Origin of the sequence: Azohydromonas lata (genome assembly GCF_034427735.1) — a bacterium.
GTDB lineage: Bacteria > Pseudomonadota > Gammaproteobacteria > Burkholderiales > Burkholderiaceae_C > Azohydromonas > Azohydromonas lata.
Map to the genome: position 1 here is coordinate 70,473 of NZ_JAXOJX010000010.1, position 25,775 is coordinate 96,247.

The window sequence follows — 25,775 nt, forward strand, 5'->3', positions numbered from 1 at the left end:
GCTCAAGGGAAACCCACTCCATGCCCGTCATCCGCATCCTTCCCCACCCGGAGTACTGTCCCGAAGGCGCCAGCGTCAAGGCCGAGCGCGGCACCTCCCTCTGCGAGGCACTGCTGGACAACGGCATTGAGATCGAGCACGCCTGCGAGCTCAGTTGCGCCTGCACCACCTGCCACGTCGTGGTGCGCGAGGGCTTCAGCTCGCTGGGCGAAATGGACGAAGCCGAGGAAGACCTGCTGGACCGTGCCTGGGGGCTGGAGCCCACCTCGCGCCTGTCCTGCCAGGCCATCGTGTCCGACCAGGACGTGACCATCGAGATCCCCAAGTACTCGATCAACCACGCCCGCGAGAAGCACTGACGCACCGGCTTGAGGCCGCGTCGAAAACACGAAGGGGGCTGCGGCCTCCTTCGCGTTTTGTGCCGCTGGTCGGTGGCCCCTGAAAAAAACGCCTGCGTGCCGAGGCAACGCAGGCGTGAAGGTCAGGACGGCGGCGCCGCGGGCGCGCGCCGCCCCACTGCAGGACCAGTGGGCTGCTGGCGCCGTCAGGCGGCGCGCTTCTCGCCGTGGCGGGTGTAGAGGAAGTCCAGCACCTGCTTGCGCAGCCGGATGTAGTTCAAGTCCTCGGCCAGCGCGACGCGGTCGCGCGGACGCGGCAGGTCCACGGTGGCGATCTCGCCGATGGTGGCGGCCGGACCGTTGGTCAGCATCACGATGCGATCGGACAGCAGCACGGCCTCGTCCACGTCGTGCGTGACCATCACCACCGTGCTCCTGGTGCGCGCCACGATGCGCAGCAGCTCGTCCTGGAGCTTGGCGCGGGTCAGCGCGTCCAGGGCGCCGAAAGGCTCGTCCATCAGCAGCACCTTGGGCTCCATGGCCAGGGCGCGGGCGATGCCCACGCGCTGCTTCATGCCGCCGGAGATCTCGTTTGGGCGCTTGGTGACGGCGTGGCTCATGCCGACCAGCTCCAGCGCCGCCAGCGTGCGTTCCTTGAGCTGCGCCTTGCCTTCCTTGGCACCGAAGACCCGCTCCACGCCCAGGTGCACGTTGTCGAAGCAGCTGAGCCAGGGCAGCAGCGAGTGGTTCTGGAACACCACGGCCCGCTCGGGGCCCGGGCCGGTGATCTCGCGGTTCTCGCACAGCAGCACGCCCTGGGAGGGCAGCGTCAGCCCGGCGATGAGGTTGAGCAGCGTGCTCTTGCCGCAGCCGGAGTGGCCGATGAGCGTCACGAACTCGCCCTCGGCGATGCGCAGGTTGATGCCCTGCAGCGCATGGAAGCGGCCTTTCTTGGTGTTGAACACCATCTCGGCGCCTTCGATGCTGATGAAGTTTTGCATGGTGGACCTCGTGGGAGCGGGTGTTCGGATCACTCGTCGAAGGAGAAGCGCTTGGCCAGGGTGACCAGCGCCTGCTCCAGCAGCAGGCCCACCACGCCGATGACGACGATGGCGATGATGATGTGCTGCACGTTGAGGTTGTTCCACTCGTCCCAGACCCAGAAGCCGATCCCGACGCCGCCGGTGAGCATCTCCGCGGCCACGATCACCAGCCAGGCGGTGCCGACCGACAGACGCACGCCGGTGAGCATGTAGGGCAGCACGGCGGGGAAGAGGATCTTGCGCGCCAGCGTCAGCTCGCTCAGGTTGAGCACCCGCGCCACGTTGAGGTAGTCCTGCGGCACCCGCTGCACGCCCACGGCGGTGTTGATGACCATGGGCCAGATCGAGCAGATGAAGATGGTCCAGATGGCGGCCGGGTTGGCGGCCTTGAACACCAGCAGGCCGATGGGCAGCCAGGCCAGGGGCGACACCGGGCGCAGCAGGCTCACCAACGGCGAAATCATGCGGTTGAGCACGGCGAAGCGGCCGATGAGAAAGCCCAGCGGAATGCCCACCAGCGCCGCCAGGCCGAAGCCCACGGCCACGCGCTGCAGCGAGTTCAGGATGTTCCAGCCGATGCCCTGGTCGTTGGGGCCCTTGCGGTAGAACGGGTCGGCAAAGAGCTGTACCGCGGCGTCCCAGGTCGCCGCCGGCGAGGGGAAGGTGGTGCTGTTCATGGTGAGCAGCGCCCAAATGCCCACCAGCAGCGCGATGCCGGCCATGGGCGGCAGCACGGCGGCGGCGAGGGCGCGCACATCGATGAGCGGGCGGCGTGGGGCTGCGGCCTTGGGGGCTGGCGTTGCGGCGGGCGCGGGCTTGGTGGGCGACGCGGACTCTGCCGCGGCGGCCGGGGAATGAAAAACGGCACTGACCATGGTTGGGCTCCTGTCAGGGATGGGGCGGGGGTCAGGCCGCGGAGGCCTTGATCTGGAAAGAGTCGGCGTACTTGGCTGGGTCCTTGCCGTCCCACACCACGCCGTCGATGAGCTTGCTGGTGCGCATCACGTCCTTGGGCACGCTGATCTTCATGGCCGAGGCCACTTCGCGGTACAGGTCGACCTGGTTGATCTGCTTGGCCACGCCCAGGTAGTCCGGGTGCGCCTTGAGCAGGCCCCAGCGCTTGTGCTGGGTGAGGAACCACATGCCGTCGGAGAGGTAGGGGAAGTTCACCGCGCCGTCGTTGAAGAACTTCATGTGGTTGGGGTCGTCCCAGGTCTTGCCCAGGCCGTTCTGGTAGCGGCCCAGGATGCGCTGGTTGATGGCGTCCACGCTGGTGTTGACGTAGGACTTGTCGGCCACGGTCTCGGCCATCTTCATTTTGTTTTGCAGGCTGGCGTCTATCCAGCGGCCGGCTTCCAGCACGGCCATCATCACGGCGCGGGCGGTATTGGGGTACTTCTTGACAAAGTCGCCCGTGGTACCCAGGACCTTTTCGGGGTGGTCTTTCCAGATGTCCTGCGTGGTGTTGGCCGTGATGCCTATGCCGTCCATGATGGCGCGGTGGTTCCAGGGTTCGCCCACGCAAAAGCCGTCCATATTGCCCACGCGCATGTTGGCCACCATCTGCGGCGGCGGCACCGTGATGAGCTTGGCGCCAGACAGCGGATTGATGCCCGCTGCCGCCAGCCAGTAGTGCATCCACATGGCATGTGTGCCCGTGGGGAAGGTGCCTGCGAAGGTGTACTCGCGCTTTTCCTTGGCCATGAGCTTGGCCAGCGACGGGCCGTCCACCGCGCCCTTGTCGGCCAGCGCCTTGGACAGCGAAATCGCTTGGCCGTTGTTGTTGAGGGCCATCAGGACGGCCATGTCCTTCTTTGGGCTGCCCAGGCCCAGGTGCACCCCATAGACCAAGCCGTAGAGCACGTGGGCCATATCGAGCTCGCCGTTGACCAGCTTGTCGCGCACGCCGGCCCAGGAAGCCTCCTTGGACGGGACGATCTTGACGCCGTACTTCTTGTCGAAGCCCAGCACCGAAGCCATGACGACGGATGCGCAGTCGGTCAGCGGGATGAAGCCGATGCGCACCTCTTCCTTCTCAGGCTTGTCCGAGCCGGCGGCGTACACGGCAGCTTGCAGCCCCGGGATCAAGCCACCGGTGGCGGCGGTGGCTGCCCCGGCAGCGGCGGCCTTGACGAGCGTGCGGCGTCCCATGTTGATCGCGTCCTTGTCCATTCGGAGTCCTGCAAATAGCTTTTCGACCGGCAATGAAAAAACGGCGTCCCTGTGACCCGCGGTGCAGAAGACACCTGCGGGGCATGGGGACGCCGTCGTCCTTGTGGCGCTCCGACCGACCTTGGTCGAATGCCGTTTGATTCGTCAGGAGATCGCCTTTGACCTCCTGCTTGGGTTAACGCAAGCGCTGTGCCAGCTCTTGATCCCGGGAAATGCCGCTTGAGGTGGGATCCATGCACCAAGCCGGGTTTTTGTTACAGCGTGTGTGCGCTGCTTTGGTGCTTACCCGAGCAAGTCGGCCACGTCAATGATGCGCTGCGCTACTTCGGCGAGCTTCAGGCCCTTGTCCATGGCGGTCTTGCGCAGCCGGGCATAGGCCTGGGCTTCGTCTATGCCCTGGCGCTTCATGAGCAGGCCCTTGGCGCGCTCGACGACCTTGCGCTCGTCGAGCTGGCTGCGGGCGTCGGCGAGCTGGCGGCGCAGTTCCTCTTCGTGACGAAAGCGTGCCATGGCCACGTCCAGCACCGACTTGATGCGCTGCGGCGCCAGCCCGGCCACGACGTAGGCCGTCACGCCAGCGGCGATGGCGTCGTCCACGCGCGAGGTGTCCTCGTCGTCGGTGAACAGGACGATGGGCCGGCGCGCGTCGCGCGTGGCCATCACGACATGCTCCAGCGTGTCGCGCGCCTGACTCTCCGCGTCCACGATGATCATGTCCGGCTGTATCTGCGCCAGCCGGTCGGGCAGGAAGGGGTCTATGGGCAGCACCGCAACGATGTTGTAGCCGTGCTGCAGCAGGCCGATGCGCAGGCTGCGCGAGCGCTCGACCTCGACCATGGCGGCGGTGTCCGACGGGTCGGGGTTCATGGAGTCCGGCGCGACGATGACGATGCGCAAGGCCTGCGGAGATTTCATGGGCCGCACGGCTTGCAAGCTTCACGCCATCGGTATCCAAAGGCAAACGGCCCGCTGGCTACACTGCCGCACCATGAATGTGCTGGGTATCGAATCTTCCTGCGACGAGACGGGTGTGGCCCTCGTCCAGATCCCGTCCGACGGCAGTGCGCCCAAGCTCAAGGCGCACGCGCTGCACAGCCAGATCGAGATGCACCGTGCCTATGGCGGCGTGGTGCCTGAGCTGGCTTCGCGCGATCACATCCGCCGCGTGCTGCCGCTGGCGCGGCAGGTGTTCGCGGATGCCGGCTGCGCGCTAGAGGATGTGGACGTCGTGGCCTACACGCGCGGCCCCGGCCTGGCCGGCGCGCTGCTGGTCGGCGCGGGCGTGGCCTGCGCGCTGGCGGCTGCGCTGGGCAAGCCGACGCTGGGCATACACCACCTCGAAGGCCATCTGCTGTCGCCTTTCCTTTCCGACGACCCGCCGGAGTTTCCCTTCGTGGCGCTGCTGGTCTCCGGCGGCCATACGCAGCTCATGCGCGTGCAGGGCGTGGGCGAGTACGAGCTGCTCGGCGAAACGATTGACGACGCCGCCGGCGAAGCTTTCGACAAGTCGGCCAAGTTGCTGGGCCTGGGCTACCCGGGCGGGCCGGCGCTTTCCAGGCTCGCCGAGTTCGGCAACCCCGAGGCGTTCGCCTTGCCGCGCCCGCTGCTGCACAGCGGCAACCTGGACTTCTCCTTTGCCGGGCTCAAGACGGCGGTGATGACGCAGTTGCGCAAGCTGGGCCCTGAGGTGTGCGAGCAGCCCAAGGCGGATCTGGCGGCCAGCACCCAGGCCGCCATCGTGGACGTGCTCAGCAGCAAGTCCATGAAGGCGCTCAAGGCCACCGGGCTCAAGCGGCTGGTGGTGGCCGGCGGCGTGGGTGCCAACCGTGCGCTGCGCACCAATTTGAATGCCCTTTGCCGCCGCGCCGGCGTGCGCGTGCACTACCCCGAGCTGCATTTGTGCAGCGACAACGGCGCCATGATCGCCCTGGCGGGCGCCATGCGGCTGCAAAGCGGCCGGGCCACGGCCGAGCATGACTACGCCTTCGACGTGAAGCCGCGCTGGCCGCTGGCCGAAGCCTGACTTTCACGCCGACCAAAGGGGCAGGGCGCCGCGGCGCCTTTGGCCGGTACAGCGTTCTCCTCCATCGACTGCCGTCCATAGGGACGATAGAGCCATGCACGACTTCATCCGCTCTCCGCTGGCGGCGCTGCCCGCCTCCCGCATTCGCGAAGTGGCCAATGCCGGCCTGGGTCGCCCTGACGTGCTGGCCTTCTGGTTCGGCGAAAGCGACGAGGTCACGCCGCTGGAGGTGCGCGAGGCAGCCGCCGCGTCGCTCATGCACGGCGAGACCTTCTACGCCCACAACCTGGGCCTGCCGGAACTGCGCAGGGCGCTGGCGCAGTACGTCTCGGCGCTGCATGCACCGGTGGAGGTGGAGCGCATCGCCGTCACCAGCTCCGGCGTGAGCGCCCTCATGGTGGCGGCACAGCTGCTGCTGTCCGCCGGCGACGAGGCCGTCGCGGTGGTCCCGGTATGGCCCAACATCACCGCGCAGCCGGAAATCCTGGGTGCGCGGGTGAAGCGCGTGTCGCTGCATCCGCACCAGGGCGCCTGGCGGCTGGACCTGCAGGAGCTGCTGGACGCCATCACCCCCGCCACGCGTGCGCTGCTGGTCAACGCGCCCAACAACCCCACGGGCTGGACGCTGTCGCGCGTCGAGCAGCAGGCCCTTCTGGATCACTGCCGCCGCACCGGCACTTGGATAGTCGCCGACGAGGTTTACGAGCGGCTGTGGTGGGGCGAGGGGCCGAATGAAGCGATCGGCCAGGCCGCCGCGCCCAGCTTCCTGGATATCGCGGCGCCTGAGGACAGGCTCATCGTCACGCAAAGCTTTTCCAAGAGCTTTTTGATGACCGGCTGGCGCTTGGGCTGGCTGGTGCTGCCGCGCGACGCGCACGGGCAGTCGCTGGCCACGGCGGGCAAGCTGCTGGAATTCAACAGCTCCTGCGCACCGGTGTTCGTCCAGCGCGGCGCGCTGCAGGCGCTGGCCATGGCCGACGATTTCGTGCCCGCGCTGGTGGCGCGTATCCAGGCCGGGTGCGCCACGCTGGTGCAGGGGCTGCGGGCTTTGCCCAGTGTCGAGTTGGCGCCGCCGCAGGGCGGCATGTACGCCTTCTTTCGCATTGAAGGCCAGGACGACTCGCTGGCCTTGGCCAAGCGCCTGGTGGCTGACCACGGCCTGGGCCTGGCGCCGGGCTGCGCTTTCGGCGACGAAGGGGAAGGGTGGCTGCGCTGGTGCTTCGCCTCGCAGGACGTGGAACGCCTTCGGCTGGGCGTGCAACGCCTCACTTGGGCGCTTGGCCTATAATCGAGGGCTTCGCGTGCCTGTAACCGGGTGCGCGGAGATCCCAAGAGCACGGCGCGGGTCGGTTTCACCCGCGACCGCAAGTAACCCGGAAACCGCGGCGGCCTGAGCCAGGCCCGTGCCCCGGTTTCCAGCACAGGAAACTCCACTCATGGCAGTTGCTGACATCAAGACGGCCGACATCGTCGCCGCCAACGCCCGCGGCCCCGCGGACACCGGTTCTCCCGAAGTCCAGGTCGCCCTGCTGACGGCTCGCATCAACGAGCTGACCCCCCACTTCAAGACCCACGCCAAGGACCACCACGGCCGTCGCGGTCTGCTCAAGATGGTCAACCAGCGCAAGCGCCTGCTGTCCTACCTGAAGAGCAAGGATGCCGACCGCTACGTCGCCCTGATCCAGAAGCTGGGCCTGCGCAAGTAAGCCTTGCATGATTGACGGGAGCCTGTTCTGCGGTCGCAGCACAGGCTCTTTGTCTTTGGAGAGCTGAGGAAACCGGCGTTGATGTGTCATTCCAAGGGGGCTGCGGCTTGCTGCAGTCCCGCTGGAATGGCATCCGCCCCGTCCTCGACGTGCTCCCGGTTCCCTGGCACCACCGCCCAAAGCGTGCCGACTATCCGGAGAAAAGAATGAGCCTGTTCAACAAGGTCACCAAGACGTTCCAGTGGGGTCAACACAGCGTCACGCTGGAAACCGGCGAGATCGCGCGCCAGTCCAGCGGCGCCGTCATCGTCAACATCGAGGACACCGTGGTGCTGGCCACCGTCGTGGCCGCCAAGAATGCCAAGCCGGGCCAGGACTTCTTCCCGCTGACGGTGGACTACCTCGAGAAGACCTACGCCGCGGGCAAGATCCCTGGCAGCTTCTTCAAGCGCGAAGGCCGTCCCAGCGAGCTGGAAACGCTCACCAGCCGCCTCATCGACCGTCCCATCCGCCCGCTGTTCCCCGAAGGCTTCTACAACGAGGTGCAGGTGGTCATCCACGTGCTCTCGCTGAACCCGGAAGTGCCGGCTGACATCCCCGCCCTGATCGGCGCCAGCGCCGCGCTGGCCATCAGCGGCATCCCGTTCAACGGCCCCATCGGCGCCGCGCGCGTGGGCTACGCCAACGGCGAGTACATCCTCAACCCGACCAAGGAACAGCTGGCCACGACCCAGATGGATCTCGTGGTCGCCGGCACCGAGGCTGCCGTGCTGATGGTGGAGTCCGAGGCCGACATGCTCACCGAAGAGGTGATGCTGGGCGCCGTGGTGTTCGGCCACGAGCAGGGCAAGGTGGCGATCGCCGCCATCAACGAGCTGGTGCGCGACGCCGGCAAGGCCGAGTGGAGCTGGCAGCCGCCGGCCAAGGACGAGGACTTCATCGCCAAGGTCACGGCCCTGGCCGAAGAGCCGCTGCGCGCCGCCTACCAGATCCGCTCCAAGCAGGCCCGCACCCAGGCCGCCCGCGAAGCCTATGCCGGCGTCAAGGCCGTGCTGAAGGAGCAGGGCGTGGCTTTTGACGACGTCAAGGTTGACGGCCTGCTGTTTGACATCGAGGCCCGCCTGGTGCGCAGCCAGATCCTCAATGGCGAGCCGCGCATCGACGGCCGCGACACCCGCACCGTGCGTCCCATCGAGATCCGCACCAGCGTGCTGCCGCGCACCCACGGCTCGGCGCTGTTCACCCGCGGCGAGACGCAGGCCCTGGTGGCCGCCACGCTGGGCACCGAGCGCGACGCGCAGCGCATCGACGCGCTGGCCGGCGAGTTCGAAGAGCGCTTCATGCTGCACTACAACATGCCCCCGTTCGCCACCGGCGAGACGGGCCGCGTGGGCAGCCCCAAGCGCCGCGAGATCGGCCACGGCCGCCTGGCCAAGCGCGCGCTGGTCGCCGCGCTGCCGAGCAAGGACGAGTTCCCCTACACCATCCGCGTCGTCTCCGAGATCACGGAGTCCAACGGCTCCTCGTCCATGGCGTCCGTCTGCGGCGGCTGCCTGAGCCTGATGGATGCCGGCGTGCCGATGAAGGCGCACGTGGCCGGCATCGCCATGGGCCTGATCAAGGAAGGCAACCGCTTCGCGGTGCTGACCGACATCCTGGGCGACGAGGACCACCTCGGCGACATGGACTTCAAGGTGGCCGGCACGACCAACGGCATCACCGCCCTGCAGATGGACATCAAGATCCAGGGCATCACCAAGGAAATCATGCAGGTCGCCCTGGCTCAGGCCAAGGAAGCGCGCCTGCACATCCTGGGCAAGATGCAGGAAGCCGTGGGCGGCGCCCGTGAGGACGTGTCGCAGTTCGCCCCGCGCCTGTACACGCTCAAGATCAACCCCGAGAAGATCCGCGACGTGATCGGCAAGGGCGGCGCCACCATCCGCGCGCTGACCGAGGAAACCGGCACGCAGATCGACATCGCCGAGGACGGGACCATCACCATCGCCTCCACCGATGCCGAGCGCGCCGAGTTCGCCAAGAAGCGCATCCAGGAAATCACGGCCGAGGTCGAAGTCGGCAAGATCTACGAAGGTCCGATCACCAAGATCCTGGACTTCGGCGCCCTGGTGAACCTGCTGCCCGGCAAGGACGGCCTGCTGCACATCAGCCAGATTGCCCACCAGCGCGTGGAGCGGGTCACCGACTTCCTGAGCGAAGGGCAGGTGGTCAAGGTCAAGGTGCTGGAGACCGACGACAAGGGCCGCGTCAAGCTGTCCATGAAAGCGCTGATCGAGCGTCCTGAAGGCATGCCGGCGGACGAGGACCGTCCCCGCCGCGACTACGGCGACCGTCCCCGCCGCGACTACGGCGACCGTGGTGACCGCGGTGAGCGTCCTCGCCGCGAGCCGCGCGAGCCGCGTGCCGACATGAACGGCAACGGCGGCGAGCAGCAGCCGGTGGTGGCGCAGCCCCAGACGGGCGAAGGCCAGGGCGAGTAAACGCCATGCGTGCCGTCGAGATCGGCCAGTTCGGCGGGCCCGAGGTGCTGCGTCTGGTGACGCGGCCCGCCCCGGTGCCCGCCGCGGGTGAATTGCTGGTGCGCGTGAGCGCGTCGGGTGTCAATCGCCCCGACGTCGTGCAGCGCAAGGGCCATTACCCGGCGCCGCCAGGCGCTTCCGACCTGCCTGGGTTGGAAGTGGCCGGCACGGTGGTGGGCGGCGACCCGGCCGAGCTTGCGGCGGCCGGCTTCAAGCTCGGCGACCGCGTGTGCGCGCTGGTGGCCGGCGGCGGCTATGCCGAGCTGTGCGTGGCGCCCATCGCGCAGGCGCTGCCCGCGCCGGCGGCGCTGTCTGACGTGGAAGCGGCTGCGCTTCCGGAGACCTTCTTCACGGTGTGGCAGAACGTCTTCGAGATCGCGCGGTTGCAGCCCGGCGAGACGCTGCTGGTGCAAGGCGGCTCCAGCGGGATTGGCGTCACCGCCATCCTGCTGGCCAAGGCGCTGGGCTCGCAGGTCATCGTCACTGTAGGCAGCGACGACAAGTGCGCCGCCTGCGTGGCGTTGGGCGCCGACCATGCCATCAACTACCGCACGCAGGACTTCGTCGAGGAGGCCAAGCGCCTCACCGGCGGCCGCGGTGTGAACGTGGTGCTGGACATGGTGGCGGGCGACTACGTCGGCCGTGAGCTGCAGTGCCTGGCTGACGACGGCCGTCTGGCCATCATCGCCGTGCAAGGCGGCACCAAGAGCGCCATAGATGCCGGACTGGTGCTGCGCAAGCGGCTGCAGATCACCGGCTCCACGCTGCGCGCGCGCACCGTGGCCTACAAGGCGCAACTGGCCCAGGCGCTGCGCGACAAAGTCTGGCCGCTGATCGAGGCCGGGCGCGTGAAGCCCGTCATCCACAAGGTTTTCGACGCCGCGCAGGCGGCCGAGGCGCATGCGCTCATGGAATCGAGCACGCATGTGGGCAAGATCGTTCTGACTTGGTGAATCAAGAAATCATGACTTCTAGACGCAAGCTGGTGGTGGGGAACTGGAAGATGCACGGCAGCCACAAGGCCAACGCCGAGCTGCTGGAGGGCGTGCTGGCTGCGCGTCCGTTCGGCGCCGACGTGGCGGTGTGCGTGCCGTTCCCTTTCCTGTCCGAAACCGCCGTCACGCTGGCGGCCAGCGACATTCGCTGGGGTGCACAGGACTGCTCGGCGCATGAGCAGGGTGCCTACACCGGCGAGGTGTCGGCGGCCATGCTGCGCGAGTTCGGTTGCCGCTGGGTGATCGTGGGCCACTCCGAGCGTCGCGCCTACCATGGCGAGAGCGACCAGCTCGTGGCCGACAAGGCCAAGATCGCTCTGGCCCATGGCATCACGCCCATCGTGTGCGTGGGTGAGACGCTGGCGCAGCGCGAGGCCGGCGAGACCGCCGCCGTGGTCAAGCGCCAGCTCTCGGCCGTGATCCACACGCTGGGCCATTGCGTGTCGGAGATGGTCGTGGCCTACGAGCCGGTGTGGGCCATCGGCACCGGCAAGACCGCCACGCCGGAGCAGGCGCAAGAAGTGCACGCGCTGCTGCGCGCGCAGTTGCTGGCTGCCACGCCGCGTGCTGGCGAGATGCGGCTGCTCTATGGCGGCAGCGTCAAGGCCGACAACGCCGCGACCCTTTTCGCGCAACCCGACATCGACGGCGGCCTCATCGGTGGCGCCGCGCTGAAAGCGGCCGACTTCGCCGCCATCTGCCGCGCCGCGGGCTGAGCGCCGCGCGCATTCCGAGACAACGAGAGATCTATGCAAATCTGGTTCAACATCGTCCTGGCGGTGCAACTGGTGTCGGCCGTGGCCATGATCGGCCTGGTGCTGGTGCAGCACGGCAAGGGCGCCGACATGGGTGCCTCCTTCGGCAGCGGCGCTTCAGGCAGCCTTTTCGGCGCCACCGGCAGCGCCAACTTCCTGTCGCGCTCCACGGCGGCCTGCGCCACCGTGTTCTTCGTGTGCACGCTTGCGCTGGCTTACCTGTCGAGCTACCGGCCCACGCCGGCGGCCAACAGCGGCACCAGCGTGCTCGATCAGGGCGTGCCCGCGGCCAGTGCGCCGGCGGCTTCGGCGCCTGCGCAAATCCCGGGGGCCATTCCCGGTGCCATCCCGGGTGCTGCTGCGCCTGCCGTGCCCGCACCTGCGGCCTCGGACGCGATTCCGGCCCGGTAATTGGAAAGAGCCCCTGTCGTGGCCGCGTTTTGCGCGTCCACGTCAGCCGGCTGCAAAGCGCCTCTTGTAAGGTGTGAGCCTGCGTCAACAGCGCAGGCTTGGCTGGTCCGGAAGGATTGGTTGCGTCCGGGAAGAAACGGGCGCACTGGCTCACCGAGCGAGCCGGCAAATTTCTTCGGGTTGTCCCCCGAATTGGGGAAAGCTGGTATAGAATTCAGGGCTGCCGACAAGCAATTCCTCAAGCAAGTCGTGCAGTGCCTGACAAGGCCGACGTGGTGAAATTGGTAGACACGCTATCTTGAGGGGGTAGTGGCGAAAGCTGTGCGAGTTCGAGTCTCGCCGTCGGCACCAAACAATCTCGACCTCTCTGCAAGGTTCAGAACCGGCGCCTTGCAAGGCGCCCTGGAAAAGGCAGAGGACCCGCGGGCGCGCTCGGTAGGCAGTTCAAGCTGCCTGGGGCGCGCTTTTTTATGGTCGATTTTTTTTGACTCACCCAACCGAGCTCAGCACGCACATGGACCTGCAGCAGTATCTGCCCGTCATTTTGTTCATCCTGGTTGGCGTCGGGGTTGGCGTCGCTCCCCAGATCCTGGGTTTCGTGCTGGGACCCAACCGGCCTGACGCGCAAAAGAACTCACCCTACGAGTGCGGCTTCGAAGCTTTCGAAGATGCGCGCATGAAGTTTGACGTGCGCTACTACCTGGTGGCCATTCTCTTCATCCTGTTCGACCTGGAGATCGCCTTCTTGTTCCCTTGGGCGGTCTCGCTGCGCGAAATCGGTGTGTCAGGTTTCGTGGCCATGATGGTGTTCTTGACCATCCTGGTGGTTGGCTTCATCTACGAGTGGAAAAAAGGCGCCCTGGATTGGGAATGAGCCTGGTATTCGACTCGTTAAACGAACATTGACGGACTGACCCCATGGGCATCGAAGGCGTACTCAAGGAAGGCTTCGTCACCACCTCGGTGGACAAGCTGATCAACTGGTCGAAGACGGGCTCGCTGTGGCCCATGACCTTCGGCCTCGCATGCTGTGCGGTGGAGATGATGCACGCGGGCGCCGCCCGCTACGACATCGACCGCTTCGGCATGCTGTTCCGTCCCAGCCCGCGCCAGAGCGATCTGATGATCGTAGCGGGCACGCTGTGCAACAAGATGGCGCCGGCGCTGCGTAAGGTGTACGACCAGATGGCCGAGCCGCGCTGGGTGCTGTCGATGGGCACCTGCGCCAACGGCGGCGGCTACTACCACTACAGCTATGCCGTGGTGCGTGGTTGCGACCGCATCGTGCCGGTGGACGTCTACGTGCCGGGCTGTCCGCCCACGGCAGAGGCGCTGCTCTACGGCATCCTGCAACTGCAGGCCAAGATCCGGCGCGAGAACACCATCGCGCGCTGAACGCTCCCCGGCTGGCAATAACCGCATGACCACTTCTCTCGACAACCTGCAGTCGGCGCTGGAAGCTGCGCTGGGTGGCCGGATCAAGGCCTTCAAGCGCGACCGCGGCGAAATCACCATCACCATCCCGGCGGCCGACTATGCCGACGCGATGCGCCTGCTGCGCGACGATGCGCGGCTGAAGTTCGAGCAGCTCATCGACCTCTGCGGCGTGGACTACTCGGCGTACAAGGACCAGCCCTGGGATGGGCTGCGCTTCTGCGTGGTGGTGCACCTGATGTCCGTGAGCCTGAACTGGCGGCTGCGCGTCAAGGTGTTCGCACCGGAAGACGACCTGCCCATCGTGGCCTCGGTCACCGAGATCTGGAGCGCGGCCAACTGGTTCGAGCGCGAGGCCTTCGACCTCTACGGCATCGTCTTCGACGGCCACATCGACCTGCGCCGCCTGCTTACCGACTACGGCTTCATCGGCCACCCGTTCCGCAAGGACTTCCCCATCTCCGGCCACGTGGAGATGCGCTACGACACCGAGACCAAGCGCGTCATCTACCAGCCCGTGACGATCGAGCCGCGCGAGATCACGCCGCGGATCATCCGGGAAGAAAACTACGGCGGCCTGCACTGAACAACGCGCCATGGCAGAGATCAAGAACTACACCCTGAACTTCGGCCCGCAGCACCCGGCCGCGCACGGCGTGCTGCGCCTGGTGCTGGAGCTCGACGGCGAAGTGATCCAGCGCGCCGATCCCCATATCGGTCTGCTGCACCGCGCCACCGAAAAGCTGGCCGAGACCAAGACCTACATCCAGTCGCTGCCCTACATGGACCGCCTGGACTACGTCTCGATGATGTCCAACGAGCACGCTTACTGCCTCGCGGTGGAGAAGCTGTTGGGCATCGAGGTGCCGCTGCGCGCGCAGTACATCCGCGTGATGTTCGCCGAGCTCACCCGCCTGCTGAACCACCTGCTGTGGCTGGGCTGCCACGGGCTGGACTGCGGCGCGATGAACATCCTCATCTACTGCTTCCGCGAGCGTGAGGACATCTTCGACATGTACGAGGCGGTGTCGGGCGCGCGCATGCACGCGGCCTACTTCCGTCCGGGCGGCGTCTACCGCGACCTGCCGGACAGCATGCCGCAGTACAAGCCGTCCAAGATCCGCAACGCCAAGGCGATCTCCAAGCTCAACGAGAACCGCCAGGGCTCGATGCTGGATTTCATCGAGGACTTCTGCAACCGCTTCCCCAAGAACGTCGACGACTACGAGACGCTGCTGACCGACAACCGCATCTGGAAGCAGCGTACCGTGGGTATTGGCGTGGTCAGCCCGGAACGCGCGCTGAACATGGGCTTCACCGGCCCCATGCTGCGTGGCTCCGGCATCGCGTGGGACCTGCGCAAGCAGCAGCCCTACGACGTCTATGACCGCATGGACTTCGACGTTCCGCTGGGCACCAACGGCGACACCTACGACCGTTATCTGGTGCGCGTGCAGGAAATGCGCGAGGCCAACAAGATCATCCAGCAGTGCGTGAAGTGGCTCAAGGCCAACCCCGGCCCGGTCATCACCGACAACCACAAGGTGGCGCCGCCTCCGCGCGTGGACATGAAGTCCAACATGGAAGAGCTGATCCACCACTTCAAGCTCTTCACCGAAGGCTTCCACGCGCCCGAGGGCGAGGTGTATGCCGGCGTTGAGCATCCCAAGGGTGAGTTCGGCATCTACTTCATCAGCGACGGCGCCAACAAGCCCTACCGCATGAAGATCCGCGCCCCCGGCTTCGTGCACCTCTCGGCCCTGGACGAGATGGCGCGTGGCCACATGATCGCGGACGCCGTGGCCGTGATCGGCACCATGGACATTGTTTTCGGCGAGATCGATCGATGAGTTCGCAAGCCTTCTTCGGCCCCTCCACGCTGGAGCGTTTCGCGCGCGAGGTGGCCAAGTATCCCGCCGGCCAACAGCAGTCGGCCGTCATGGCCTGCCTGTCCATCGTGCAGCAGGAGCAGGGCTACGTGTCGCGCGAGGCTGAGGCCGCCATCGCCGACTACCTGGCCATGCCCGCCATCGCGGTGCACGAGGTCACGACCTTCTACAACATGTACAACCAGCGCAAGCTGGGCAAGTACAAGCTCAACGTCTGCACCAACCTGCCTTGCCAGCTGCGCAACGGCCAGGGCGCGCTCGAGCACCTCTGCAGCAAGCTGGGCGTGGAAGAGGGCGGCACGACGGCCGACGGCCTCATCACCGTCCAGAAGTGCGAGTGCCTGGGCGCCTGCGCCGATGCCCCCGTGATGCTGGTCAACGACCGCCAGATGCTGAGCTTCATGAGCAACGAGCGCCTGGACGAGCTGGTCGACACGCTCAAGGCGCAAGGGTGAACCGCATGCTCGACCTCTCGAAATTCCAGGCAACCGGCCGCGAGACCTGCTTCCACGGCCGCCACATCCAGCCCCAGATCTACGCTGGCCTCGATGGCAGCAACTGGCGTCTCAAGGACTACGAGTCGCGCGGCGGCTACCAGGCGCTGAAGAAGATTCTGGGCCTGGACGGCGGCTCCGGCATGACGCCGGAGCAGGTCATCGCCGAGGTCAAGGCGTCGGGCCTGCGTGGCCGCGGCGGCGCGGGCTTCCCCACCGGCCTGAAGTGGAGCTTCATGCCGCGCGCCTTCCCGGGCGCCAAGTACCTGGTGTGCAACTCGGACGAGGGCGAACCGGGCACGTGCAAGGACCGGGACATCCTCAACTACAACCCGCACATCGTCATCGAAGGCATGGCCATCGCTGCCTACGCGATGGGCATCAACACGGGCTACAACTACATCCACGGCGAAATCTTCGAAGTCTATGAGCGCTTCGAGGCCGCCCTGGAAGAGGCCCGTGCCGCCGGCTACCTCGGCGACAAGGTCATGGGCAGCGGTTTCAGCTTCCAGCTGCACGCGCACCACGGCTTCGGCGCCTACATCTGCGGCGAAGAGACGGCGCTGATCGAGTCCATCGAAGGCAAGAAGGGCCAGCCGCGCTTCAAGCCGCCGTTCCCGGCCAGCTTCGGCCTGTACGGCAAGCCCACGACGATCAACAACACCGAGACCTTCGGCGCGGTGCCCTGGATCATCCGCAACGGCGGCCAGGCCTACCTCGAGGTCGGCAAGCCCAACAACGGCGGCACCAAGATCTTCTCGGTGGTCGGCGACGTGAACGAGCCGGGCAACTTCGAGATTCCGATGGGCACGCCCTTCGCGACGCTGCTGGAAATGGCCGGCGGCGTCACCAAGGGCCGCAAGCTCAAGGCGGTGATCCCGGGTGGTTCTTCGTCTCCCGTGTTGCCGGCCCACATCATGATGGACTGCACGCTGGACTATGACTCCATCGCCAAGGCCGGCTCCATGCTGGGCTCGGGCGCCGTCATCGTGATGGACGACAGCCGCTGCATGGTCAAGAGCCTGCTGCGCCTGTCGTACTTCTACCAGCACGAAAGCTGCGGCCAGTGCACGCCCTGCCGCGAAGGCACGGGCTGGCTGTGGCGCATGGTGGATCGCATCGAGCATGGCAAGGGTCGCATGGAAGACCTGGACCTGCTGAACTCGGTGGCCGACAACATCCAGGGCCGAACCATTTGCGCGCTGGGCGACGCTGCGGCGATGCCGGTGCGCGCGATGCTCAAGCATTTCCGCGACGAGTTCGCGTACCACGTCGAAAACAAGCGCTGCCTCGTCGGCGGAGCCTGAGACACAACTGCAAAAGGTGAAGGTGCATTGCATCGGGGCGGTCCACGTCCTTGCGCGCGGTAGCGCCTTCACCCAACAAAGCCATGGTTGAAATCGAACTCGACGGCAAGAAGGTGAGCGTTGCCGAAGGCAGCATGGTGATGCATGCGGCCGAGGCTGCCGGCACCTACATCCCGCACTTCTGCTACCACAAGAAACTGTCCATCGCGGCCAACTGCCGCATGTGCCTGGTGGAAGTTGAGAAGGCTCCCAAGCCGCTGCCCGCCTGCGCCACGCCGGTGACGCAGGGCATGATCGTGCGCACCAAGAGCGACAAGGCGGTCAAGGCCCAGCAGTCGGTGATGGAGTTTCTCCTCATCAACCACCCGCTGGACTGCCCCATCTGCGACCAGGGCGGCGAGTGCCAGCTGCAGGATCTGGCCGTGGGCTACGGCGGCTCTTCCTCGCGTTACACCGAGGAAAAGCGCGTGGTGTTCCACAAGGACGTGGGCCCGCTGATCTCCATGGAGGAGATGACCCGCTGCATCCACTGCACCCGCTGCGTGCGCTTTGGCCAGGAAGTGGCCGGCGTGATGGAGCTGGGCATGCTGCACCGCGGCGAGCACGCCGAGATCACCACCTTCGTCGGCCAGACGGTGGACTCCGAACTGTCGGGCAACATGATCGACCTCTGCCCGGTCGGCGCCCTCACCAGCAAGCCTTTCCGCTACAGCGCCCGTACCTGGGAGCTCTCGCGCCGCAAGAGCGTGAGCCCGCACGACAGCACCGGCGCCAACCTGATCGTTCAGGTCAAGGCCAACCAGGTCAAGCGCGTGCTGCCGCTGGAGAACGAGGCCGTCAACGAATGCTGGCTGGCTGACCGCGACCGCTTCAGCTACGACGCGCTCAACAGCACCTCCCGCCTAACCGCCCCGATGATCAAGCAGGGCGGCCAGTGGCAGACGGTGGACTGGACCACGGCGCTGGAGTTCGTGGCCAACGGCCTCAAGCAGGTCAAGGGCGAGTTCGGTGCCCAGGGCATCGGCGCCATCGGCTCCGCCCACAGCACGGTGGAAGAGCTGCACCTGCTGGCCAAGCTGGTGCGCGGCTTCGGCAGCGACAACATCGACTACCGCACCCGCCACGCCGACTTCGCCAACGTCGATGCGCCGGGCACGGCCCGCTGGCTGGGCATGCCCATCGCCGAGCTCTCGACGCTGGACCGCGCCTTCGTCATCGGCTCCTTCCTGCGCAAGGACCACCCGCTGTTCGCGCAGCGCCTGCGCCAGGCCGCGCGCCACGGCGCCCAGGTCAGCAGCCTGCATGCGCTGAAGAACGACTGGCTGCTGCCGCTGGCCCACCAGATCACCGCCGCTCCGAGCGCCTGGGTGCAGTCTCTGGCTGAAGTGGCCGCCGCCGTGGCCGCCAGCGCCGGCGTGGCCGCGCCCGTCAAGGCCGAGCCCACTGACGCGGCCCGCGCCGTGGCCGAGTCGCTGCTGTCCGGCCAGAACAAGGCCGTGCTGCTGGGCAATGCCGCCGCGCAGCATCCGCAAGCCTCGACGCTGCTGAAGCTGGCCAACTGGATCGCCGAGCACACCGGCGCCAAGGTCGGCTACCTGACCGAAGCGGCCAACACCGTGGGCGCCCAGCTCGTCGGCGCGCTGCCCAAGCAGGGCGGCCTCAACGCCGGCCAGATGCTGTCGCAACCCATGAAGGCGCTGCTGCTGCTCAACACCGAGCCGGTGTGGGACGCCGCCGACGCCGCCGCGGCCGCCGCCGCCCTCCAGGGTTCCGGCCTGGTCGTGGCACTGACCGCGTTCAAGGACGCCGCCATCCCCAACGCCGACGTGATGCTGCCCATCGCGCCGTTCGCCGAGACCGCCGGCAGCTTCGTCAACGCCGAAGGCCGCCTGCAGAGCTTCTTCGGCGTGGTCAAGCCCGTGGGCGAGACCCGTCCGGCCTGGAAGGTGCTGCGCGTGCTGGGCAACCTGTTGGGCCTGGACGGCTTCAACCAGGAAAGCGCTGAAGAGGTTCGCGCCGAGGCGCTGGGCGACGGCAGCGGCATCGCCGCCAAGCTCTCCAACCGCAGCGCCGCGCAACTGCCGGCCGCCATCGCCGCCGCCACGCCGGGCCTGTACGAGCGCATCGCCGACGTGCCCGTGTACGGCACGGACATGCTGGTGCGCCGCTCCGGCCCGCTGCAGCTCACGGCCGACGCCCGTCCGCCCGCCGTGGGCCTGCCCACCGCGCTGTGGCAAGCCTTGGGCTTGGCCGATGGCCAGCGCGTGCGCGTGAGCCAGGGCTCCGCCAGCGCCGAGCTGCCGGCCCGTGAGGATTCGACGCTGGCCCCCAATGCCGTGCGCGTGAGCGCCGCGCACCCGGATACCGCCACGTTGGGCGCCATGTTTGGCGCCATCACCGTGCAGAAGCTCTGAGGATGGCCAAGCGATGATTGATTCCCTCTACCAATTCGGCAGCGCGAACGTGCCACCAACCTTGTGGCTGGTGCTGTGGTCGCTGATCAAGATCGTCGCGGTCGTGGCGCCGCTCATGGGCTGCGTGGCCTACCTGACGCTGTGGGAGCGCAAGGCCATCGGCTGGTCGCAGATCCGTCCGGGCCCCAACCGGGTCGGCCCCTTCGGCCTGCTCACGCCCATCGCCGACGCGGTCAAGCTGATGTTCAAGGAGATCATCCGGCCGACCGCTGCCAACAAGGGCCTGTTCTTCCTGGGCCCCGTCATGACCATCATGCCGGCCCTGGCCGCTTGGGCCGTGGTGCCCTTCGGTCCTGACGTGGCCCTGGCCAACGTCAACGCCGGCCTGCTGTTCCTGATGGCCATCACCTCGCTGGAGGTGTACGGCGTGATCATCGCCGGCTGGGCCTCGAACTCGAAGTACGCCTTCCTGGGCGCGCTGCGCGCTTCGGCCCAGATGGTGAGCTACGAGATCGCCATGGGCTTCTGCCTCGTGGTGGTGCTCATGGTGGCCGGCAGCCTGAACATGACCGAGGTCGTCCTGTCGCAGGGCCGTGGGCGCTTCGCCGAGATGGGCCTGAGCTTCCTGTCGTGGAACTGGCTGCCGCTGCTGCCCATCTTCGTCGTGTACTTCATCTCCGGCCTGGCCGAGACCAACCGCCATCCGTTCGACGTGGTGGAAGGCGAGTCCGAGATCGTGGCCGGTCACATGATCGAGTACTCGGGCATGAGCTTCGCCATGTTCTTCCTGGCCGAGTACGCCAACATGATCCTGGTCTCCACGCTGGCCGTGATCCTGTTCCTCGGCGGCTGGCTGTCCCCGATCGACAGCGTCTTCTTCAACTGGATCCCGGGCTGGATCTGGCTGGCCGCCAAGGTCTTCGTCGTGGTGACGATGTTCCTGTGGGTCCGCGCCACGTTCCCCCGCTTCCGTTACGACCAGATCATGCGTCTGGGCTGGAAGATCTTCATCCCGGTCACCCTCGTGTGGCTGCTGGTGGTGGGTCTGTGGATCCAGTCGCCCTGGAACATCTGGAACTGAGCCATGTCTGCCCTCAAGGATTTCTTTTCTAGCTTCCTGCTGCTTGAGCTGTTCAAGGGCATGGCGCTGACCGGGCGCCACTTCCTCTCCAAGACCATCACGGTCCAGTTCCCCGAGGAAAAGACGCCGCTGAGCCCGCGCTTCCGCGGCCTGCACGCCCTGCGCCGCTACGAGAACGGCGAAGAGCGCTGCATCGCCTGCAAGTTGTGCGAGGCGGTGTGCCCGGCCATGGCCATCACCATCGAGTCGGACGTTCGCGAGGACGGCAGCCGCCGCACCACGCGCTACGACATCGACCTGACCAAGTGCATCTTCTGCGGCTTCTGTGAGGAAAGCTGCCCGGTGGACTCCATCGTCGAGACGCACATCCTCGAGTACCACGGCGAAAAGCGCGGCGACCTTTACTACACGAAGGACATGCTGCTGGCGGTCGGTGACCGCTACGAGCGCGAGATCGCAGCCAACAAGGAGGCCGACGCCCGCTACCGCTGACGGCCTGCGCGGCCCGCTGTAACCGCATGCCCCGCGCATGCGTGAAGGCGGCCGCGTGCCCGCGTGTCTCAAGCGTCCTACGACATGACCACGATCGCTCTGTTCTACCTCTTCGCCGCGGTGCTGCTGCTGGCGTCCTTTGCCGTCATCACGGCGCGCAGTACGGTGCATTCCGCGCTCTACCTGGTGCTGGCCTTCTTCAGCGCCTCGTGCGTGTGGATGCTGCTCAAGGCCGAGTTCCTCGCCATCACGCTGGTGCTGGTGTACGTCGGCGCCGTCATGGTGCTGTTCCTCTTCGTGGTGATGATGCTCGACATCAACACCGATGCCTTCCGCCACAACTTCTGGAAGCACTTCCCGATTGCCGGCCTGGTGGGCGCGCTCATCGCGCTGGAAATGGCGCTGGTGCTCACCAGCGGCTTCAACGTGCCCGATGCGCCTGCGCTGGACCCCAAGCTGGCCGAGATGGGCAACACCAAGCTGCTGGGCATCGCGATCTACACGAACTACCTGTACCCGTTGCAGATCGCAGCCGTGCTGCTGCTGGTGGCCATCGTCGCCGCCATCGCGCTGACGCTGCGCCGCCGCAAGGATTCGCGCTACCTCAATCCGTCTGAGCAAGTGCGTGTGAAGAAGGGCGACCGCCTGCGCATCGTGCAGATGCAGCCGGTGGTGCAGAACAAGAACGCCGCGGAGGAGGGCAAGGCATGAATCTCGGTTCCATCACGCTGGGGCATTACCTGTCGCTGGGCGCGATCCTGTTCGCGCTGTCGGTGATCGGCATCTTCCTCAACCGCCGCAATCTGATCGTGCTGCTGATGGCCATCGAGCTGATGCTCCTGGCCGTCAACCTGAATTTCGTCGCCTTCTCGCACTTCCTGGGCGACATGGCGGGCCAGGTGTTCGTGTTCTTCATCCTGACGGTGGCGGCCGCCGAGTCGGCCATCGGCCTGGCGATCCTCGTGGTGCTGTTCCGCAACCGCGCGACGATCGCGGTGGAAGAGCTTGACACGCTCAAGGGTTGACGCGGGAAGGCCATAACAAATGTCTGCAGAACTGTCCAAGAACCTGCTGCTGGCCGTGCCCCTGGCACCGCTGGTGGGCTCCATCGTGGCCGGCCTGGCCGGGCGTGCCGTTGGCCGCCGCGGCGCGCACCTGATCACCATCCTCGGGGTGCTGATCTCCTTCATCATCTCCGCGATGGTGCTGCGCGACGTCATCGCCGGCGCGCGCTTCAACGAGACGATCTACGAGTGGATGACGCTCGGTGATCTGAAGATGGAAGTCGGCTTCCTCATCGATGGCCTGACCGCGATGATGATGTGCGTGGTGACCTTCGTGTCGCTGATGGTGCACATCTACACCATCGGCTACATGCACGAGGACCCGGGCTACCAGCGCTTCTTCTCGTACATCTCGCTGTTCACCTTCTCCATGCTCATGCTGGTCATGAGCAACAACTTCCTGCAGCTGTTCTTCGGCTGGGAAGCGGTGGGCCTGGTGAGCTACCTGCTGATCGGCTTCTGGTACACCAAGCCCACGGCGATCTTCGCCAACATGAAGGCCTTCCTGGTCAACCGCGTGGGTGACTTCGGCTTCATCCTGGGCATCGGCCTGCTGGTGGCCTTCACCGGCTCGCTGAACTACGGCGAGGTGTTCGAGCAGAGCGAGAAGCTGGCCGGCATGGCGCTGCCTGTGCACGAGAGCTGGAACCTGCTGACGGTGGCCTGCATCTGCCTGTTCATCGGCGCGATGGGCAAGAGCGCGCAGTTCCCGCTGCACGTGTGGCTGCCTGACTCCATGGAAGGCCCCACGCCCATCTCCGCGCTGATCCACGCCGCCACCATGGTGACGGCTGGCATCTTCATGGTCACGCGCATGTCGCCGCTGTTCGAGCTGTCGGACACCGCGCTGAACTTCGTGATGGTCATCGGTGCGATCACGGCGCTGTTCATGGGTTTCCTGGGCATCATCCAGAACGACATCAAGCGCGTGGTGGCGTACTCGACGCTGTCGCAGCTGGGCTACATGACCGTGGCGCTGGGCGCTTCCGCCTACTCGGTGGCCGTGTTCCACCTGATGACGCACGCGTTCTTCAAGGCGCTGCTGTTCCTGGGCGCGGGCTCCGTGATCATGGGCATGCACCATGACCAGGACATCCGCAACATGGGCGGCCTGCGCAAGTACATGCCCATCACCTGGATCACCTCGCTGCTGGGTTCCCTGGCGCTGATCGGCACGCCGCTGTTCTCGGGCTTCTACTCCAAGGACAGCATCATCGAGGCCGTCCACGCCTCCAGCCTGCCCGGTGCCGGCTTCGCCTACTTCGCCGTTATCGCCGGCGTGTTCGTGACCGCCTTCTATTCCTTCCGGATGTACTTCCTGGTCTTCCACGGCAAGGAGCGCTTTGGCCAGCACCACCACGGTGACCACCACAGCGACGAAGAGCCCGACCACCACGACGACCACCACCATGGCCTGGCCCCGGGCCAGAAGCCGCACGAGTCGCCGCTGGTCGTGACGCTGCCGCTGCTGCTGCTGGCCATCCCGTCGGTGATCATCGGCTACCTGACGATCGAGCCGCTGCTCTATGGCGACTTCTTCAAGGACGCCATCTTCATCGACCTGGAAAAGCACCCGGCGATGGAAGAGCTGGCTCACGAGTTCCACAGCGCCATGGGCATGGCCTCGCACGCGCTGACCTCGCTGCCCTTCATCCTGGCCCTGGCCGGTGTGGTGACCGCCTACGTGTTTTACATGGTTGCGCCCGCGATCCCGGCCGCCATCAAGCGCGCCGCCGGTCCGATCTACCGCATCCTGGACAACAAGTACTACATGGACGCCTTCAACGAGCACGTGATCGCCGCCGGCGCTCGCCTGCTGGGCAAGGGCCTGTGGAAGGCTGGCGACCAGGCCATCATCGACGGCGCCATCATCAACGGCTCGGCCAAGGCTGTCGGTGGCATTGCGGGCCTCGTGCGCTTGGTGCAGACCGGCTACCTCTACTGGTATGCGCTGGTCATGATCCTGGGTGTGTTCGGGCTGATGACGTGGCAGCTGTGGCCCCAGCTGACTGGCCTGTTCGGCCGTTGATAAGCGGGGCGGAGAATAACGATGGGATTGTTGAGTGTTGCCATCTGGCTGCCGGTCGTGGTCGGCGCCGTGTTGTTGGCTTTGGGACGGGATGAGCAGGCGAACACGGTTCGCTGGCTGGCACTGCTGGGCTCCATAGCGGGCTTCCTGGTGACGCTGCCGCTGCTTGCCCACTTCGACGCGGCCACCGCCGCGATGCAGTTCGTCGAGCGCGCACCCTGGATCGAACGCTTCAATGTGTTCTACCACCTGGGCGTGGACGGCATCTCGCTGTGGTTCGTCCCGCTGACGGCCTTCATCACCGTGATCGTCGTGATCGCGGGCTGGGAAGTGATCACCGAGCGCGTGAACCAGTACATGGGCGCGTTCCTGATCCTCTCCGGCCTGATGATCGGCGTGTTCTCGGCGCTGGACGGCCTGCTGTTCTACGTCTTCTTCGAAGCCACGCTGATCCCGATGTACATCATCATCGGCGTGTGGGGCGGCCCGCGCCGGGTGTACGCGGCCTTCAAGTTCTTCCTGTACACGCTGGCCGGCTCGCTGCTGATGCTGGTGGCGCTGATCTACCTGTACTACAAGAGCGGCGGCAGCTTCAACATCCTGGACTGGCACAAGCTGCCCCTGCCCATCACGGCGCAGACGCTGCTGTTCTTTGCCTTCTTCGCCGCCTTCTCGGTGAAGGTGCCGATGTGGCCGGTGCACACCTGGCTGCCTGACGCGCACGTGGAAGCGCCCACCGGCGGCTCCGTCGTCCTGGCCGCGATCATGCTGAAGCTCGGCGCCTACGGCTTCCTGCGCTTCTCCATGCCCATCGCGCCGGATGCGGCCCGCGAGTACGCCTGGGTGATCATCGCCCTGAGCCTCACGGCCGTCATCTACATCGGCCTGGTGGCCCTGGTGCAGAACGACATGAAGAAGCTGGTGGCCTACTCGTCCATCGCGCACATGGGCTTCGTGACCCTGGGCTTCTTCATCTTCAACGAGCTGGGCGTCTCCGGCGGCCTGGTGCAGATGATCAGCCACGGCTTCGTCTCCGGCGCCATGTTCCTCTCCATCGGCGTGCTGTACGACCGCGTGCACTCGCGTGAGATCTCGGCCTACGGTGGCGTGGTCAACACCATGCCCAAGTTCGCCGCCTTCGCGCTGCTGTTCTCCATGGCCAACTGCGGCCTGCCGGGCACCGGCGGCTTCGTGGGCGAGTGGATGGTGATCCTGGGCACGGTCAAGGCCAACTTCTGGCTGGGCATGCTGGCCGCCACCGCGCTGATCTCGGGTGCCGCCTACACGCTGTGGATGTTCAAGCGCGTCTACTTCGGCGACGTGACCAACGACAACGTGCGCACGCTCACCGACATCAACCTGCGCGAGTTCAGCATGCTGGCGGTGCTGGCTGCCGCCACGCTGTGGATGGGCCTGTATCCCAAGCCCTTCACCGACACCATGCACGTGTCCGTGAACGGGCTGCTGACGCACGTCAGCGCCTCCAAGCTGGAAGCTGCCGCCGCTGCCGCCGACACCACCAAGCTGGAAGCCGCCGTCGCCGCGGAAGCCGTCAAGGTGGAAACCGCCGCCAAGCCGAACTGAGCCGCAC

General features: G+C 66.3%; 24 protein-coding genes, 1 tRNA gene and 1 pseudogene. 22 read left to right on the forward strand and 4 right to left on the reverse strand.

Annotated elements, in window-relative coordinates; translation table 11 throughout:
- Positions 1 to 20 precede the first annotated feature (20 nt).
- Positions 21 to 359: an ISC system 2Fe-2S type ferredoxin gene (fdx, locus tag SM757_RS08640; protein ID WP_066333373.1), complete on the forward strand. Its 339-nt coding sequence runs from the start codon at positions 21 to 23 to the stop codon at positions 357 to 359.
- 185 nt (positions 360 to 544) lie between these two features.
- Here the strand turns inward: fdx and SM757_RS08645 are convergent, their stop codons facing one another.
- The 4 genes from SM757_RS08645 to SM757_RS08660 form a co-directional block, all read right to left on the reverse strand.
- Entirely contained in the window at positions 545 to 1,339 is a 795-nt protein-coding gene (locus SM757_RS08645; protein ID WP_322465127.1) for an ABC transporter ATP-binding protein, read from the reverse strand.
- Positions 1,340 to 1,368: 29 nt separating this feature from the next.
- Entirely contained in the window at positions 1,369 to 2,256 is an 888-nt protein-coding gene (gene ntrB / locus SM757_RS08650) for a nitrate ABC transporter permease (RefSeq protein ID WP_322465128.1), read from the reverse strand.
- A 31-nt stretch (positions 2,257 to 2,287) separates the two neighbouring features.
- Positions 2,288 to 3,553: a CmpA/NrtA family ABC transporter substrate-binding protein gene (locus SM757_RS08655; RefSeq protein ID WP_322465129.1), complete on the reverse strand. Its 1,266-nt coding sequence runs from the start codon at positions 3,551 to 3,553 to the stop codon at positions 2,288 to 2,290.
- A 282-nt stretch (positions 3,554 to 3,835) separates the two neighbouring features.
- Positions 3,836 to 4,468 (reverse strand): ANTAR domain-containing response regulator, encoded by a 633-nt coding sequence (locus SM757_RS08660; RefSeq protein WP_066333362.1) that lies wholly within the window; start codon positions 4,466 to 4,468, stop codon positions 3,836 to 3,838.
- 73 nt (positions 4,469 to 4,541) lie between these two features.
- Here SM757_RS08660 and tsaD point away from each other — a divergent pair, with 73 nt between their 5' ends.
- The 21 genes and pseudogenes from tsaD to SM757_RS08765 all read left to right on the forward strand — a co-directional run.
- Positions 4,542 to 5,576 (forward strand): tRNA (adenosine(37)-N6)-threonylcarbamoyltransferase complex transferase subunit TsaD, encoded by a 1,035-nt coding sequence (gene tsaD / locus SM757_RS08665; protein WP_322465130.1) that lies wholly within the window; start codon positions 4,542 to 4,544, stop codon positions 5,574 to 5,576.
- A 106-nt stretch (positions 5,577 to 5,682) separates the two neighbouring features.
- On the forward strand, positions 5,683 to 6,864 hold the full coding sequence (locus SM757_RS08670) for a pyridoxal phosphate-dependent aminotransferase (RefSeq protein ID WP_407655745.1): 1,182 nt from the start codon (positions 5,683 to 5,685) through the stop codon (positions 6,862 to 6,864).
- A 148-nt stretch (positions 6,865 to 7,012) separates the two neighbouring features.
- A complete protein-coding gene (rpsO, locus tag SM757_RS08675) occupies positions 7,013 to 7,282 on the forward strand; it encodes a 30S ribosomal protein S15 (RefSeq protein ID WP_028997524.1) in 270 nt (89 codons plus the stop codon).
- 206 nt (positions 7,283 to 7,488) lie between these two features.
- Positions 7,489 to 9,780: a polyribonucleotide nucleotidyltransferase gene (gene pnp, locus SM757_RS08680; RefSeq protein WP_322465132.1), complete on the forward strand. Its 2,292-nt coding sequence runs from the start codon at positions 7,489 to 7,491 to the stop codon at positions 9,778 to 9,780.
- Positions 9,781 to 9,785: 5 nt separating this feature from the next.
- Positions 9,786 to 10,772 carry an NAD(P)H-quinone oxidoreductase gene (locus SM757_RS08685; RefSeq protein WP_322465133.1) on the forward strand — a complete coding sequence of 329 codons (987 nt, stop codon included), beginning with the start codon at positions 9,786 to 9,788 and terminating at the stop codon, positions 10,770 to 10,772.
- 11 nt (positions 10,773 to 10,783) lie between these two features.
- Positions 10,784 to 11,530: a triose-phosphate isomerase gene (gene tpiA / locus SM757_RS08690; protein WP_066333352.1), complete on the forward strand. Its 747-nt coding sequence runs from the start codon at positions 10,784 to 10,786 to the stop codon at positions 11,528 to 11,530.
- Between the two features lie 33 nt (positions 11,531 to 11,563).
- Entirely contained in the window at positions 11,564 to 11,980 is a 417-nt protein-coding gene (gene secG, locus SM757_RS08695; RefSeq protein ID WP_322465134.1) for a preprotein translocase subunit SecG, read from the forward strand.
- Between the two features lie 266 nt (positions 11,981 to 12,246).
- A tRNA-Leu gene (locus tag SM757_RS08700) sits at positions 12,247 to 12,331 on the forward strand.
- A 163-nt stretch (positions 12,332 to 12,494) separates the two neighbouring features.
- Positions 12,495 to 12,854, forward strand: coding sequence for an NADH-quinone oxidoreductase subunit A (locus SM757_RS08705; RefSeq protein ID WP_066333348.1), 360 nt, complete (start codon positions 12,495 to 12,497; stop codon positions 12,852 to 12,854).
- A 44-nt stretch (positions 12,855 to 12,898) separates the two neighbouring features.
- Complete coding sequence (locus tag SM757_RS08710; protein WP_066333346.1) at positions 12,899 to 13,375, forward strand: NuoB/complex I 20 kDa subunit family protein; 477 nt, start codon at positions 12,899 to 12,901, stop codon at positions 13,373 to 13,375.
- A 25-nt stretch (positions 13,376 to 13,400) separates the two neighbouring features.
- Entirely contained in the window at positions 13,401 to 14,000 is a 600-nt protein-coding gene (locus SM757_RS08715) for an NADH-quinone oxidoreductase subunit C (RefSeq protein ID WP_066333344.1), read from the forward strand.
- Positions 14,001 to 14,010: 10 nt separating this feature from the next.
- The gene (locus SM757_RS08720) at positions 14,011 to 15,264 is read left to right on the forward strand and encodes an NADH-quinone oxidoreductase subunit D (protein ID WP_066333336.1); all 1,254 of its coding nucleotides are present in this window, start codon (positions 14,011 to 14,013) and stop codon (positions 15,262 to 15,264) included.
- Positions 15,261 to 15,758, forward strand: a complete 498-nt coding sequence (locus SM757_RS08725; protein WP_066333333.1) for an NADH-quinone oxidoreductase subunit NuoE family protein — start codon at positions 15,261 to 15,263, stop codon at positions 15,756 to 15,758. The genes SM757_RS08720 and SM757_RS08725 overlap by 4 nt, the downstream gene beginning before the upstream one ends.
- A gap of 5 nt (positions 15,759 to 15,763) precedes the next feature.
- A complete protein-coding gene (gene nuoF, locus SM757_RS08730; RefSeq protein WP_066333497.1) occupies positions 15,764 to 17,104 on the forward strand; it encodes an NADH-quinone oxidoreductase subunit NuoF in 1,341 nt (446 codons plus the stop codon).
- An 83-nt stretch (positions 17,105 to 17,187) separates the two neighbouring features.
- Entirely contained in the window at positions 17,188 to 19,518 is a 2,331-nt protein-coding gene (gene nuoG / locus SM757_RS08735; protein ID WP_322465135.1) for an NADH-quinone oxidoreductase subunit NuoG, read from the forward strand.
- Between the two features lie 13 nt (positions 19,519 to 19,531).
- Entirely contained in the window at positions 19,532 to 20,599 is a 1,068-nt protein-coding gene (gene nuoH / locus SM757_RS08740) for an NADH-quinone oxidoreductase subunit NuoH (protein WP_066333329.1), read from the forward strand.
- A gap of 3 nt (positions 20,600 to 20,602) precedes the next feature.
- Positions 20,603 to 21,091: an NADH-quinone oxidoreductase subunit NuoI gene (gene nuoI / locus SM757_RS08745; protein WP_066333325.1), complete on the forward strand. Its 489-nt coding sequence runs from the start codon at positions 20,603 to 20,605 to the stop codon at positions 21,089 to 21,091.
- 84 nt (positions 21,092 to 21,175) lie between these two features.
- Entirely contained in the window at positions 21,176 to 21,802 is a 627-nt protein-coding gene (locus SM757_RS08750; RefSeq protein WP_066333322.1) for an NADH-quinone oxidoreductase subunit J, read from the forward strand.
- Positions 21,799 to 22,116 (forward strand): NADH-quinone oxidoreductase subunit NuoK, encoded by a 318-nt coding sequence (gene nuoK / locus SM757_RS08755; protein ID WP_066333319.1) that lies wholly within the window; start codon positions 21,799 to 21,801, stop codon positions 22,114 to 22,116. The genes SM757_RS08750 and nuoK overlap by 4 nt, the downstream gene beginning before the upstream one ends.
- 19 nt (positions 22,117 to 22,135) lie before the next feature.
- Complete coding sequence (gene nuoL, locus SM757_RS08760) at positions 22,136 to 24,184, forward strand: NADH-quinone oxidoreductase subunit L (protein WP_066333316.1); 2,049 nt, start codon at positions 22,136 to 22,138, stop codon at positions 24,182 to 24,184.
- A gap of 21 nt (positions 24,185 to 24,205) precedes the next feature.
- Positions 24,206 to 25,675: pseudogene (locus SM757_RS08765) on the forward strand (NADH-quinone oxidoreductase subunit M); the annotation flags it as partial.
- Between the last annotated feature and the right edge of the window lie 100 nt (positions 25,676 to 25,775).

Coding starts and splice junctions, on each gene's coding strand:
- pnp (WP_322465132.1), top strand. CDS start 7,489: ATGAGCCTGTTCAACAAGGTCACCAAGACGTTCCAGTGGGGTCAACAC.
- secG (WP_322465134.1), top strand. CDS start 11,564: ATGCAAATCTGGTTCAACATCGTCCTGGCGGTGCAACTGGTGTCGGCC.
- SM757_RS08715 (WP_066333344.1), top strand. CDS start 13,401: ATGACCACTTCTCTCGACAACCTGCAGTCGGCGCTGGAAGCTGCGCTG.
- nuoK (WP_066333319.1), top strand. CDS start 21,799: ATGAATCTCGGTTCCATCACGCTGGGGCATTACCTGTCGCTGGGCGCG.
- SM757_RS08685 (WP_322465133.1), top strand. CDS start 9,786: ATGCGTGCCGTCGAGATCGGCCAGTTCGGCGGGCCCGAGGTGCTGCGT.
- rpsO (WP_028997524.1), top strand. CDS start 7,013: ATGGCAGTTGCTGACATCAAGACGGCCGACATCGTCGCCGCCAACGCC.
- SM757_RS08725 (WP_066333333.1), top strand. CDS start 15,261: ATGAGTTCGCAAGCCTTCTTCGGCCCCTCCACGCTGGAGCGTTTCGCG.
- nuoG (WP_322465135.1), top strand. CDS start 17,188: ATGGTTGAAATCGAACTCGACGGCAAGAAGGTGAGCGTTGCCGAAGGC.
- tsaD (WP_322465130.1), top strand. CDS start 4,542: ATGAATGTGCTGGGTATCGAATCTTCCTGCGACGAGACGGGTGTGGCC.
- SM757_RS08660 (WP_066333362.1), bottom strand. CDS start 4,468: ATGAAATCTCCGCAGGCCTTGCGCATCGTCATCGTCGCGCCGGACTCC.
- SM757_RS08645 (WP_322465127.1), bottom strand. CDS start 1,339: ATGCAAAACTTCATCAGCATCGAAGGCGCCGAGATGGTGTTCAACACC.
- nuoH (WP_066333329.1), top strand. CDS start 19,532: ATGATTGATTCCCTCTACCAATTCGGCAGCGCGAACGTGCCACCAACC.
- ntrB (WP_322465128.1), bottom strand. CDS start 2,256: ATGGTCAGTGCCGTTTTTCATTCCCCGGCCGCCGCGGCAGAGTCCGCG.
- nuoI (WP_066333325.1), top strand. CDS start 20,603: ATGTCTGCCCTCAAGGATTTCTTTTCTAGCTTCCTGCTGCTTGAGCTG.
- SM757_RS08655 (WP_322465129.1), bottom strand. CDS start 3,553: ATGGACAAGGACGCGATCAACATGGGACGCCGCACGCTCGTCAAGGCC.
- SM757_RS08710 (WP_066333346.1), top strand. CDS start 12,899: ATGGGCATCGAAGGCGTACTCAAGGAAGGCTTCGTCACCACCTCGGTG.
- SM757_RS08750 (WP_066333322.1), top strand. CDS start 21,176: ATGACCACGATCGCTCTGTTCTACCTCTTCGCCGCGGTGCTGCTGCTG.
- SM757_RS08720 (WP_066333336.1), top strand. CDS start 14,011: ATGGCAGAGATCAAGAACTACACCCTGAACTTCGGCCCGCAGCACCCG.
- tpiA (WP_066333352.1), top strand. CDS start 10,784: ATGACTTCTAGACGCAAGCTGGTGGTGGGGAACTGGAAGATGCACGGC.
- nuoL (WP_066333316.1), top strand. CDS start 22,136: ATGTCTGCAGAACTGTCCAAGAACCTGCTGCTGGCCGTGCCCCTGGCA.
- SM757_RS08705 (WP_066333348.1), top strand. CDS start 12,495: ATGGACCTGCAGCAGTATCTGCCCGTCATTTTGTTCATCCTGGTTGGC.
- fdx (WP_066333373.1), top strand. CDS start 21: ATGCCCGTCATCCGCATCCTTCCCCACCCGGAGTACTGTCCCGAAGGC.
- nuoF (WP_066333497.1), top strand. CDS start 15,764: ATGCTCGACCTCTCGAAATTCCAGGCAACCGGCCGCGAGACCTGCTTC.